9 protein-coding genes, 1 tRNA gene and 1 rRNA gene are annotated in these 12157 nt (G+C 38.5%); 1 reads left to right on the top strand and 10 read right to left on the bottom strand.

What is annotated here, in order from left to right; genetic code table 11:
* Positions 1 to 79: 79 nt before the first annotated feature.
* The 10 genes from BN8061_RS07345 to BN8061_RS07300 form a co-directional block, all read right to left on the bottom strand.
* Positions 80 to 153, bottom strand: a tRNA-Ile gene (locus BN8061_RS07345).
* A gap of 119 nt (positions 154 to 272) precedes the next feature.
* Positions 273 to 1792 (bottom strand): 16S ribosomal RNA (locus tag BN8061_RS07340).
* Between the two features lie 429 nt (positions 1793 to 2221).
* The gene (locus tag BN8061_RS07335) at positions 2222 to 3196 is read right to left on the bottom strand and encodes a TonB-dependent receptor (RefSeq protein ID WP_068597834.1); all 975 of its coding nucleotides are present in this window, start codon (positions 3194 to 3196) and stop codon (positions 2222 to 2224) included.
* A 33-nt stretch (positions 3197 to 3229) separates the two neighbouring features.
* Positions 3230 to 3754 carry a hypothetical protein gene (locus BN8061_RS07330; protein ID WP_068597833.1) on the bottom strand — a complete coding sequence of 175 codons (525 nt, stop codon included), beginning with the start codon at positions 3752 to 3754 and terminating at the stop codon, positions 3230 to 3232.
* A gap of 30 nt (positions 3755 to 3784) precedes the next feature.
* Complete coding sequence (locus tag BN8061_RS07325; RefSeq protein WP_068597831.1) at positions 3785 to 4891, bottom strand: carboxypeptidase-like regulatory domain-containing protein; 1107 nt, start codon at positions 4889 to 4891, stop codon at positions 3785 to 3787.
* Between the two features lie 164 nt (positions 4892 to 5055).
* A complete protein-coding gene (locus tag BN8061_RS07320) occupies positions 5056 to 5526 on the bottom strand; it encodes a GLPGLI family protein (protein ID WP_068597829.1) in 471 nt (156 codons plus the stop codon).
* A 540-nt stretch (positions 5527 to 6066) separates the two neighbouring features.
* On the bottom strand, positions 6067 to 6342 hold the full coding sequence (locus BN8061_RS07315; RefSeq protein WP_154662281.1) for a hypothetical protein: 276 nt from the start codon (positions 6340 to 6342) through the stop codon (positions 6067 to 6069).
* A gap of 45 nt (positions 6343 to 6387) precedes the next feature.
* The gene (locus tag BN8061_RS07310) at positions 6388 to 7821 is read right to left on the bottom strand and encodes an MFS transporter (protein ID WP_068597825.1); all 1434 of its coding nucleotides are present in this window, start codon (positions 7819 to 7821) and stop codon (positions 6388 to 6390) included.
* A 108-nt stretch (positions 7822 to 7929) separates the two neighbouring features.
* The gene (locus BN8061_RS07305; protein WP_068597824.1) at positions 7930 to 8427 is read right to left on the bottom strand and encodes a YkgJ family cysteine cluster protein; all 498 of its coding nucleotides are present in this window, start codon (positions 8425 to 8427) and stop codon (positions 7930 to 7932) included.
* 52 nt (positions 8428 to 8479) lie between these two features.
* On the bottom strand, positions 8480 to 9835 hold the full coding sequence (locus tag BN8061_RS07300) for a hydroxymethylglutaryl-CoA reductase, degradative (protein WP_068597822.1): 1356 nt from the start codon (positions 9833 to 9835) through the stop codon (positions 8480 to 8482).
* A gap of 153 nt (positions 9836 to 9988) precedes the next feature.
* Here BN8061_RS07300 and BN8061_RS07295 point away from each other — a divergent pair, with 153 nt between their 5' ends.
* Positions 9989 to 12148, top strand: a complete 2160-nt coding sequence (locus BN8061_RS07295; protein ID WP_068597820.1) for a S9 family peptidase — start codon at positions 9989 to 9991, stop codon at positions 12146 to 12148.
* The last annotated feature ends 9 nt before the right edge of the window (positions 12149 to 12157 follow it).

The raw sequence follows: 12157 nt of genomic DNA, 5'->3' as shown, positions 1-12157 counted from the left end.
ACCGATGACCTCCTGCGTGCAAGGCAGGCGCTCTAGCCAGCTGAGCTAATTCCCCTCTTTTTTAGTGTTAACCAAGCTGTAGTCTCAGGCAGACTCGAACTGCCGACCTCTACATTATCAGTGTAGCGCTCTAACCAGCTGAGCTATGAGACTCTTTCTAAACTCTAAAAAGAGTGGTCTGTTTCCTTTTTATTTCGTTTATTTATTTTTTTTAGAAAAAACTAAGCCAAGACAATTTGAGTCATAATAACCTAAACATCGTATTGCTCTAAATATGAGATGTTCCAGCCGCACCTTCCGGTACGGCTACCTTGTTACGACTTAGCCCTAGTTACCAGTTTTACCCTAGGCAGCTCCTTTGACGGTCACCGACTTCAGGTACCCCCAGCTTCCATGGCTTGACGGGCGGTGTGTACAAGGCCCGGGAACGTATTCACCGCATCATGGCTGATATGCGATTACTAGCGATTCCAGCTTCATAGAGTCGAGTTGCAGACTCCAATCCGAACTGAGACCGGTTTTGAAGATTCGCATCCTGTCACCAGGTAGCTGCCCTCTGTACCGGCCATTGTAGCACGTGTGTAGCCCAAGACGTAAGGGCCGTGATGACTTGACGTCGTCCCCACCTTCCTCGCGGCTTACGCCGGCAGTCTCTCTAGAGTCCCCGTCTTTAAACGCTGGCAACTAGAAATAGGGGTTGCGCTCGTTGCAGGACTTAACCTAACACCTCACGGCACGAGCTGACGACAGCCATGCAGCACCTTGCATTCTGTCCGAAGAAATATCCATTTCTGAATACAGCAAAATACATTTAAGCCTTGGTAAGGTTCCTCGCGTATCATCGAATTAAACCACATGCTCCACCGCTTGTGCGGGCCCCCGTCAATTCCTTTGAGTTTCAATCTTGCGATCGTACTCCCCAGGTGGGATACTTATTACTTTCGCTTAACCACTGAATCCGAAAATCCAACAGCAAGTATCCATCGTTTACGGCGTGGACTACCAGGGTATCTAATCCTGTTCGCTCCCCACGCTTTCGTCCATCAGCGTCAATGTTGTATTAGTAACCTGCCTTCGCAATTGGTATTCTGCGTAATATCTATGCATTTCACCGCTACACTACACATTCTAGCTACTTCATACAAATTCTAGCTAAACAGTATCAATGGCAGTTCCTCAGTTGAGCTGAGGGATTTCACCACTGACTTATTTAGCCGCCTACGGACCCTTTAAACCCAATAAATCCGGATAACGCTCGCACCCTCCGTATTACCGCGGCTGCTGGCACGGAGTTAGCCGGTGCTTATTCTTCTGGTACCTTCAGCTACTCAGCTCGTGAGTAGGTTTATCCCCAGAGAAAAGTAGTTTACAACCCATAAGGCAGTCGTCCTACACGCGGGATGGCTGGATCAGGCTTCCACCCATTGTCCAATATTCCTCACTGCTGCCTCCCGTAGGAGTCTGGTCCGTGTCTCAGTACCAGTGTGGGGGATCTCCCTCTCAGGACCCCTAAAGATCATCGCCTTGGTGAGCCGTTACCTCACCAACTAGCTAATCTTACGCATGACTATCCTTATCCGATAAATCTTTCAATATCAATCGATGCCAATCAATATATTATACGGTATTAATCCAAGTTTCCCTGGGCTATCCCGTTGATAAGGGCAAGTTCCATACGCGTTACGCACCCGTACGCCGCTCTCTAAGTAGCAAGCTACTTATACCGCTCGGCTTGCATGTGTTAGGCCTCCCGCTAGCGTTCATCCTGAGCCAGGATCAAACTCTCCATTGTAATAATTATTTCTTTTTACAATGCCTAAATCCTAAAAACTCAAATTGACGGTTCTTGGCTTATTTTGTTTCTTCTAAGTTTATTTTATCTTTCAAATGAACTGCTCTTTTTCTATTCGCAAAACCTTTTTTCAAAGTTGCGAGCGCAAAGGTAAGAACTTTTTATAAATTGACAAAAGAATTTTTAAAAATAAATTCGATTGAATTTTTAACTTAAAAAACCTTCTCAAAAATTTTCTTTACCAATGAACTACTGCTTTTTTGTAAAGCGGTTGCAAAGATAACAAGCTTTATACAACTTCCAAGCTTTTTTTGAAAAATTTTTCAAAGAAAAGTTATTGAAATTTTTAAGTGGTTGACTATCTGATTTATATACAGAAAAAATAATTCTATATTTCTTTTGAATTTGCGGTGATACAATGGTATTGATTTAAAATTTAAATCCAATTGCGAATAATAAATATGCTCTATTCAAACTTTGAGAAGAAAAAGATTCATAATAATCTGAAATCCTAATCTCGTCGAAATACTTATTATTCGTGATATTTTTCGCGATTAGACTATAGGTAAAATTTTTGTTGGGATCTGAAAAACGAACAGATGCATCTATAAAATGATAATCGATGGCGTGTTTTTGATTGGGCGAAAAATTATCGTAATTGAGGGTAGAGGTTATATATTGATGCGGTTTCAGAATAAGTTTGAACGTATTATTTAGATAGGTATTGTTAAATTTCTGTTCTACACCCTTGTTTGTTGCGGTGGTATAAAAAAGTTTGAATTCATTTTCGAAATTGATGCGTGATTTAAAAGCCGATTTACCGAGCAAACCCAATTGATAATATTCTAATCGATTGTCTCTGATATCTGAATTATTTACGATGTTTTTGTATTGATTATTGACGTAAATCCCGCTGAGTTTGAAAGATGTACTAAACGCGGGAATGAATTTTTCTAAACTCAAGAACGAACTGAATCCAATATTCGACTCTGGAAGAAACAAGTATTCAATTTGGGTTAAATTCTCTGTCACATAGGTTTTCGCAAAAAAATTGTTTTGCTCAATGGTATAATTAAGGTTAAAATCCAACGTAAACAATTTGTACATATCATACATATTGTAACCCAATAAGATATGATGTTTTTTATGTAATTTGTCCGAAATTTCGTTTCTACTCACCGAACGATTCGAAGTCAGCACATAAGAAGCAAACAATCTATTGTCGTTTACAGGCGTTTGGTCGTAACTATAATTTGCAAAAACTTTCATCAATTGATTCAACTTATAGTTCAGGTTCAGAGAGGGAGAAACAACCAACTTATCATGTTGGGTGTCGATTGCATTCCAATCTTCAACTCTCTTCCACCAATAATTTTTTACCGCCAAAGTAGTTTTTATATTCAATCGATCAAAATCAAAATTATAATTTCCTTCAAATTATGTCTGCAAACGATCGTACTCTAAATCGTTGACATACAAATCATTGACAATTTGATTATTTTGATAGAGATGAGTTTTCAATCTATTTTGATTAAAATTGAGAAAAGCTGAGAATTGAAATTTATCTTTATCATTTAAGCTAAATAAAATCGACTCAAAATTCCAATTCTTTTTCAGAAAATTACTCAATTGTTGGTTTTCGATACCCAAAGCGATTTGCCCAGTAAGTACATCCAAACCAGGATAAAGCTCGAAGTTTTGTGGGCTATCGTGGTATATAAATGAACTCTTGAATTGAATGGTGTTTTTGTCTTTTATTTTTTGAGTGAACGAAAGCTGTTGTTGTGTAAAATAGCTTTTGGTGTGCAAAAATGTAGACAAATCGTGCTGATGATTGGTGAGCAAATTCGAACGAGTTCTGATATTTTCTTTGTTCCAAAACGATAAAAAATCTAAAGAAGAACGGCTCGAAGTTTCCCAACTTATTTTCAAACTTCCGTTAAAAACTTCTGGTTTTTTCACGTTCGTTTCATTTTGGGAAGTCGATAGAAACTATCCGTCATCAAAAATATAGTTCGAGGTATTGTTTTGATTGATGTTCAATTTATCTTGAAAATAAGCGAAAATAAATCTCGCATTGACACGGTTCGATAGTTTGAAAATGTGATTGATCGAACCGAACCAATTGTCATTGATCGTAGATCGAGCGTTATCCAAACGATTAGAAAAGGTGTTATCTGCAATCAGCCTTGGCGCCATCGCCGATTGGCTCATACGATTGATGCTGAAAGAGTTGTTTGAAAAGAAATCAAAAGGCGAATAATTTTCTCCGATGTTGTTGTACGGAATGTTGGAGAAATTTTTATTTCTTCTCGAAATCATCAATGTATTGCTATCGGTTTGGTGCCGATTCTCAATTCCGTAAGCAAAGGATGGGTTTCCCGAAAAATCGAGTATATTTTTCTTCAGCTTCAAATTCAAAGCTACTTTATCGCTATGTTCGATTCCAGACAACAGCGAATTTTCTGAATAGTTTTCTATCGCTCGGACTTGATCCACCATGCCAACATTCATGTTTTTAGTTCCGATAGCATAATTCAGATCGAACAAATCATCGCCTTCGAGCAGAAGTTTTTCAATATATTTACCTTTATACTTCACCTGACCGTCGGCTTCAACTTGCACGCCGGGCAATTTGCGCAAAAGGTCTTCAACTTTCTGTTCTGTTCCGTCTAAAAACGCCGAAACTCTATAACTCACGGTATCTTCTTTCACCCGAATTCGGGGCGCTCGCTGGATATAAACACTATCCAAACTCACGATAGACTCATACAAGGTCACATCGAGCTTGGTTTTCTCGCTAATTTCTGAGGTTTTGAAACGAAAACTTTCTGACTCATAACCCAATTTAGTAAACTCTAAGATGAATTCATTTACACCTGGATTGACGGTGATAGAATACGCGCCATTCTGGTTGGACAGGCTATGTTTTAAAAGTTGATTTGGATTCTGAGAATCTTTGATCAAGATAGTACATTGGGGTAATCCCTCCTCTATTTCTGAATAGACAACTCCTTCAATTGTTTGCGAAAAACCAAAACATGTCGACAGAATGAAAGAAATCAGAAAAAAAATTTTTGAGTCTAAACTCCTTATCATTCATCCGTTTTTTTAATTATTCTGTCTTCTATAAAATTTATACTTTTGATCAATGGAATGTCTAAATCCAATACCATATTAGGCACAGAACTTCTCAGGTATTTGATCGAATTGGTTTCGCGCTTGATGATATTGTTTTTATACTCATCAAAAATTTAGGTCGATTAGATTTTCGGAAAGTCAATCGATTGGTTAGTTTCTTTGAACTGAACCAATTTGAAAGAAAATAATTCGGGAGCATTGGGATCTGCGCCTACATCATTTCTACCGTCTGGCAAACTATGAGCTTCCAAAATCAATCCAGGCAAACCGTGCAAACGCCACGGACCATAACTGATTGGAATAGCCAAGGTAAAATATGCGACCCATTTTCGATCGCCCACATAAGTCTCGGCTGCAATTGCAGTAAACTCTCCTATGGTTTTTGTTTCGTTCAGAATCGTCCATTCAACAGCTTGGTATGGCTCTTCTACCCACATAGACGCACGACAATCGTTCTCATACAAAAACTCTAATCGTTTTTTCTTAGCAAAATCGAGATAATATTTCTTTGGATCTTTACATAATTCATTGACCTTGCTCATGACCACTCCGTCGCCAACGCTAGTATTTACTTCTTGACCATCTTTCAACAAATTTTGATAAGGATGTAATAGAAAAAGAGTTTTATCTGAATCTATATACCACTCACTTTTAGCAAAAAAATCTATATAGTTTATAGAACGAACAAGATCCTATTCTATATAATAAGCCTGAGCTTGAGTTTGAACCGATAAAAAACAAATCAAGAAAACAAATAAAACTCTCATAATTTCTGTAATTTAATGATAATTAATCTTGCACAACAATTATCTCATCAGGACATGGAACTTCTACTTTTCCAACTATATTTCCGTTTATATCCTATATATATCTATAACATTTAAAATCCTTTAAAGCTGATTGATGTTCTTGATCTAAAAGATTTTCAACGATTGCATTTGATGGGTCAGTTTCCTAATTCTTTGAAAATGAAAAATTACCTAATAAAATAAAACCTAAAATTAAAGCTGTTTTTTTTATGTGTGTGTATTTTAAATTAAACATTAGTCAAGCATAATAGTTTTTTTTATTTAACAAATTGTTAAATTTAATTACTAAAAAGGATACCACCTTTGCAAAAGCAACATTGGCAATCAAGATTGGTTGTTTCGCAGATACAGTAAAATATTCTGTATCAAGACCAACAACCCGATACTCAGAAGAAAAGTAATACCCGTATAAAGTACCGTAGTTTTGAAATCATCGCCTGCCCAATGCAAAACCGTATAGACAATGGCAACACCAAGAACCTCCATGCCGGCACTCTGCAAACCTTGTTTCACAATCGCTTGATGATTATTCGCCCGAAAACCAAAAATAGCTTGGTAAACAATAGGCAACAGTAGAAATATAAAAACAATGATATTCACAACTTCAACTTTTTATTGGTTATTGATTAAATGAATACAACAAGATTATTTTGCATTTTCATCGAAGCGAATTCCTTGATTTTTCAAAATCTGCGTTACACGAATTGCATAAAAAGCTAAGTACGCAAAACACAAAACAACAATGATATAGCTATAATGAATCGAACTAATATCGGCCAAATAACCTTGCGCCACACTGATGAATCCGCCGCCCATGATCATCATGATCAAAAAACTACTTCCTTGGCTGGTATGTCTACCCAAACCACTGATGGCTAAAGCAAAAATACAAGGCCAAAGTGTAGAACAAAACAAACCGACACTGGTAAACGCATAGACACTCACCATACCCGAACTCGCCATGCCAATGACCAAGGCGGTAATTGCAAACATCGAGAAAATAAGCAACATACGCGCAGGATTCCCTTGGGTTAGATAATCGGCAACAATCAAAACCAAAATGATTAAACTATAGATATAAAACGGTTGCAAATCGTGTCCAGCTATTTTGTTGACCAACAAAAAAATACCAAATGCCACATAAGGCAACACAAACTTCATGATTTTTTCTGTTGACTTAGCAAATCCGAAAGCCTCAACCGCTCCACCCCAGCGACCAATCATCATACTTGCCCAATACAACGAGATGTAAGGCGCAATTTCGACCACCGAAAACTCTAAATCTTTCTCTAGATAGGCAGGCATATTGCTCGCAGTAGAAACCTCTGCTCCTACATACACAAAGATGGCAATCATACCCAAAACCAACTGCGGATAAGAAAGGGCAGATTTGCGATCATTGGTTCCTGTGCAATTTTCTACATTTTCTTGCTCCTCCGATGGTTTGTTGGGGATGTTGGAAAATTTAAGCAACAAAGCGACTACCAAAAACGCCAAACCCAAAATCAAATAGGGTGTTTTTACACTCTCGATGCTCGCCGTAGTATTGGCAGAAGCTACGCTACCAAAGATTGCGTAAGCAACAATCAAAGGACCAATAGTCGTCCCGAAATTGTTGATTCCGCCCGCCATAGTTAGTCGTTGCGATCCTGTATTTTTTTGTCCCATGAGCACAGCCAAAGGATTTGCAACGGTCTGTTGTAAAGAAAACCCCAAACCCACGACGAACAATCCCGACAACATGAGCGCAAATGACTGCTGGTTGGCTGCCGGATAGAACAAAATCGTACCCAAAGCAGAGATTGCCAATCCTAAACTCAGGGCATTTTTGTATCCGATCGTGTTGATCAAATCTTTACCCATCACAGCAGAAATCCCCATATAAATCAGAGAGCCCACGGTATAGGCAACATAAAAAGCAAAGGCAACCAACTGACTCTGAAATTGGCTAAGGTCAAACGCTTGTTTGAAAACGGGAATCAAAATATCGTTGCTTGCGGCAACAAATCCCCAAAAAAAGAACACCGAAATCAGCGGGATGAATTGCCCCCAATTGGTCTTTTGTGTATATTCTTGCATAATGTACTAAAATTATGCACTAAATATAACAGAATATTTCAAATCGTAGATTCAAAACTTTAGAATATCATAACCTTGAGAGTGGATTTTCGACAATCTTAAACGATTCTATAGCTTTAGTTCGGCAATCATCTGCTCAACAACTTCATAGGTTGCTGGACAAATCTGGGTGTTTTTGAGGGTTAAATCATTGATCTGATGAAACTTTTTGCGGTCTGTATGCGGATATTCTTTGCACGCTTTCGGTCGATCTTCGTACACCAAACAATAGTTTTCTGAATCTAAAAACGGACAAGGCAATTGCTGTAAAACATAATCATTGTCTTCGTCTATTCTAAGATATTTCTCGATGAATTGACTTGGTTTCAATCGAAAAAGATAAGCCAAACGTTCGATATCTTTTTGGGTAAAAAGTGGTCCCGTTGATTTACAACAATTGGCACACGATAGGCAATCGATACGATCGAAAACCTCATCGTGAATACGTTGCATTTCTTGATCCAAATTCTTGGGGGGTCTCTTTCTGAGCTTAGCCAAAAAAGTCCTGTGTTCGGCTTGTTTTTGTTTCGCTTTCGCTTGATATTCCTTCAAAAAATCTTCTCCCATCGTTTTATCATCAAAAAAAAGCTGAACTTTTATTAAAAGTTTTAGATTTCAATCAATCGATTTTTTTCAACTCATCGGGATGACTCACCCCGCGTAAACGACAAAACTCGTTGATCACCGCATGATGCGAAACCGTTTTATCTTTGAAATAATTTACAAAATATTGCTTTTCTTCTTCTGTCGCCTCGAGCTGATTGAGGATATTCATCAAATGCATTTTCATATGCCCTTTTTGAATTCCGGTGGTGACCAACGACCGAAGTGCTCCAAAATTCTGTGCCAGTCCTGCAACCGCGATGAATCCCATCAATTCTTTGGCATTTGGTTTTCCCAAAATATCCAACGCCAACTTCACCAAGGGATGCAGCGAAGTAAGGCCACCAATCGTGCCCACTGCAATAGGCAAATCGATCCAAAAACGGAAAATTCCATCTTCCACTTCGCAATGAGTAAGCGATGAATAACGGCCATCTTTTGTTGCGTACGTATGCGCACAAGCTTCTACGGCACGAAAATCGTTCCCCGTCGCAATCACCACAGCATCGCAACCGTTCATGATTCCTTTGTTGTGAGTTGTGGCACGATAAGGCTCTATTTCTGCGATACGAACCGCTCGAGTGAATTTTTCTACAAATTCTTCTGCCGACACTTTTCCGTCTTTCAATTCTTCTACTTTACAAGAAACTTCGGCTCTTACCATGCAATCTGGCGTGTAATTAGACAAAATACACATAACGATTTGTAAAGATTCTTTTTCTTGGTCTGAAAAAATGCTCGACGTGGCAATTTCGGTTTGTAAAGTTTGGGCAAACTGCTCCAAACACGAATTGATGAAATTGGCTCCCATAGAATCTACGGTCTCGAAAGTTCCTTTGATCTGGAAATAATTTTCCATTTGGCTGGTTTTATCAATCAATTCTAATTTAGAAATTCCACCACCTCGCGCTCGCATATTTTTGGTAATATCTGCTGTATCTTGATGCAATTTGTCTTTCAACACCTCATCGAAAAAGGTTTTCAACTTGTTGCAATCGCCTTTGAATATAAAATGTACATGCCCAAGTTTTTCGGTCGAAAGAATGGTAGTTTTGAATCCGCCTCGATTTATCCAAAATTTAGCAGCCTTGGATGCTGCGGCAACAACCGACGATTCTTCTATTGCCATTGGTATGGTGTACAAACGGCCGTTGATCAAGAAATTTGGAGCCAACCCAAATGGCATATAAAAGTTGGAAATGGTGTTTTCTGAGAATTCGTCGTGCAGTTTTTGCAGGTCTTCATCATTATTCCAATATTGTTTCAGGGTTTTGATTGCCTTGTCGTCCCCGTTCAAATATTCGTTCACTAACCATTCTATTTTACCGTCTTTAGACAGTTTAGAAAATCCCTCTACTGGTTGTTTGTTCATTTTGGATTTGTTTTGGTACAAAATTATAAATAAGAATCGAATGTGTGGATTGCTTTCGACATTCTTTCTAGTAATATGCTAAAATAGCAGGTTTGCAACCGAATAAAACATTATTTTTATATATTTGAATGTTTTAAGCAATTTTTAACACTTATGATTAAAAACCTTTTGACCCAATTTTGTCTGATAACGAATGTTTTAGCATTTGGTCAAACGATTACTGTAGACAAAATCTATGGCGGTCGCTATTATGAGAAAGGACTCTTCGGCATCAATTCGATGAAGGATGGGAAAAATTTCACCACGCTCAATCAAAAAGGTATTCAACAAGCAACTTATCTTGGCGCTTTGAATAAAGACGTAAATTACGAAACGATTGTTGCTGGTAGTTTTGATGATTATTTTTACAGCAACGACGAGCGTTATATTGTTTTACAAACAAATACCACGCCGATTTATCGCCATTCTTTCACGGCTACCTTCGAAATTTACGATACGAAAACCAAACAAAAAATTGTGATACACAACGGAAATCCGATTCAAGAACCGTTGTTATCTCCAGACAATTCTAAAGTTGCTTTTGCTTTCGAGAACAATTTATATTACCAAGATTTAACGAGCAATCAAGTAGTACAAATTACGTTCGACGGAAAGAAAAATCATATTCTGAACGGAATCAATGATTGGGTATATGAAGAGGAATTTGGGTTTGTACGCAATTTCGATTGGAACAAAGACGGAACTGCAATCGCCTATGTTCGCTTAGACGAATCGAAGGTGAAAGAAGTTTTCATCCCGATTTATTATCAAAACCTGTATCCGAGCGAAATGCGATTCAAATATCCGAAAGCCGGAGAAGACAATTCGGAGGTGAGTTTACAGGTCTATCAGCTCAAAAACCAATCGACTCAAAAAGTAGATTTGAGCAAGGTTGAGCATTACTATATTCCGAAAATAAAATTCACCCAAGACGCGAATCTTTTAGCCGTTGTCACATCGAATCGCCACCACAACAAAGTCGATGTTTCGATGGTAGACATCACAAAAAATCAGACCAAAAAACTCTTTACCGAAACCGATAAAGCTTGGATCGAAACCGATGATTTGACCTTAGAATTCCTCGACAACAACTCTTTGCTTTGGACTTCTGAGCGTGATGGGAACAGACATTTGTATCATTATAGTAAAGACGGAAAACTTATTCGGCAAATTACCAAAGGCGATTGGGAGGTTACCAATTTCTACGGTGTAAACGCCAAAACGAAAACCTTGTATTTTCAGTCGAACGCCAACAACGGAAAAAGAATTTCGACAGAGCGTCAGATTTTTTCGATAAAATTGGATGGTACAAACCTGAAAATGCTCACTTCGCAAGCAGGGATCAACAAGGCCGATTTCAGTAAAGATTTTTCATATTTCATCAACACGCACAGCTCGGTAAACAACCCGAAATCGATTGCTTTGGTGGAAACGGAAACTGCGAAAAAACTCGGAAATTTTGTAGATAACGCCTCGATAAAATCGGTTTATCTTGCCGACAATGCGGGTACGAAAGAATTATTCACCCTGACAACCGAAAACGGACTCGAATTGAATGCCTATATCATCAAACCAAAGGATTTCGACGCAACAAAAAAATATCCAGTATTGATGTATCAATATTCTGGTCCAGGCTCACAAACGGTTTCTAATACTTGGTACAACGCCAACGATCAATGGCATTTGATGCTCGCCCAAAAAGGATATTTGGTTGTAGCAGTTGACGGACGCGGAACAGGTTTGAGAGGCGCAAATTTCAAAAAACAGACCTATTTACAACTCGGTAAATATGAAGTAGAAGACCAAGTTGCATCGGCAAAAGCCTTGGCAAAATTGCCTTATGTAGACGCTTCGCGCATCGGAATTTGGGGTTGGAGCTACGGAGGGTTCATGGCATCCAATGTATTGTTCAAAGGCAACGACCTCTTTAAAATGGCAATTGCGGTGGCACCAGTGACCAGTTGGCGTTTTTACGACACTGTTTATACCGAACGATTTATGCGCACGCCACAAGAAAATGCTAGCGGATACGACGATAACTCGCCCATCAACCATGTCGATAAATTCAACAAAGGAAATTTACTTTTGATACACGGAACAGCAGACGACAACGTGCATGTGCAGAATACTTACGAACTTGCCGAAGCATTGACACAAGCCAACAAACAATTCGATATGCACATCTATACCGATAAAAACCACGGAATCTACGGTGGAAAAACGAGAATACAATTGTACAATTTGATGACCAATTATATATTAGAAAATTTATAAAAAAAATAA

The organism is Vaginella massiliensis (assembly GCF_900089075.1).
Lineage (GTDB): Bacteria > Bacteroidota > Bacteroidia > Flavobacteriales > Weeksellaceae > Weeksella > Weeksella massiliensis_A.
Note: the sequence above shows the minus strand (reverse complement) of the source record. Positions and strands in the feature narration are given on the sequence as shown.

Coding starts and splice junctions, on each gene's coding strand:
- BN8061_RS07295 (WP_068597820.1), top strand. CDS start 9,989: ATGATTAAAAACCTTTTGACCCAATTTTGTCTGATAACGAATGTTTTA.
- BN8061_RS07310 (WP_068597825.1), bottom strand. CDS start 7,821: ATGCAAGAATATACACAAAAGACCAATTGGGGGCAATTCATCCCGCTG.
- BN8061_RS07325 (WP_068597831.1), bottom strand. CDS start 4,891: ATGATAAGGAGTTTAGACTCAAAAATTTTTTTTCTGATTTCTTTCATT.
- BN8061_RS07300 (WP_068597822.1), bottom strand. CDS start 9,835: ATGAACAAACAACCAGTAGAGGGATTTTCTAAACTGTCTAAAGACGGT.
- BN8061_RS07305 (WP_068597824.1), bottom strand. CDS start 8,427: ATGGGAGAAGATTTTTTGAAGGAATATCAAGCGAAAGCGAAACAAAAA.